Genomic DNA, 247 nt, shown 5'->3' with positions numbered 1-247 from the left:
CAATCACTTTGGCAAGTCACAGTGAAATAAACCACTTTGCCTGTCATTCCACTACCGGGACTTTATGATGAAAACTGTTAATGAGCTGATTAAGGATATCAATTCGCTGACCTCTCACCTTCACGAGAAAGATTTTTTGTTAACGTGGGAACAGACGCCAGATGAACTGAAACAAGTACTGGACGTTGCCGCAGCATTAAAAGCACTGCGTGCTGAAAACATCTCAACCAAAGTCTTTAATAGTGGA

General features: G+C 41.7%; 1 protein-coding gene. It reads left to right on the top strand.

The genetic code is table 11. The annotated features are described in order from the left end of the window. Window positions 1-67: 67 nt before the first annotated feature. Window positions 68-247, top strand: a 180-nt coding sequence (locus SB765_RS32445) for a hypothetical protein (RefSeq protein ID WP_410932868.1), incomplete at its 3' end; no start/stop codon positions are given.

Source organism: Pseudomonas sp. SIMBA_067, assembly GCF_046534675.1.
Taxonomy (GTDB): Bacteria; Pseudomonadota; Gammaproteobacteria; order Pseudomonadales; family Pseudomonadaceae; genus Aquipseudomonas; species Aquipseudomonas putida.
Note: the sequence above shows the minus strand (reverse complement) of the source record. Positions and strands in the feature narration are given on the sequence as shown.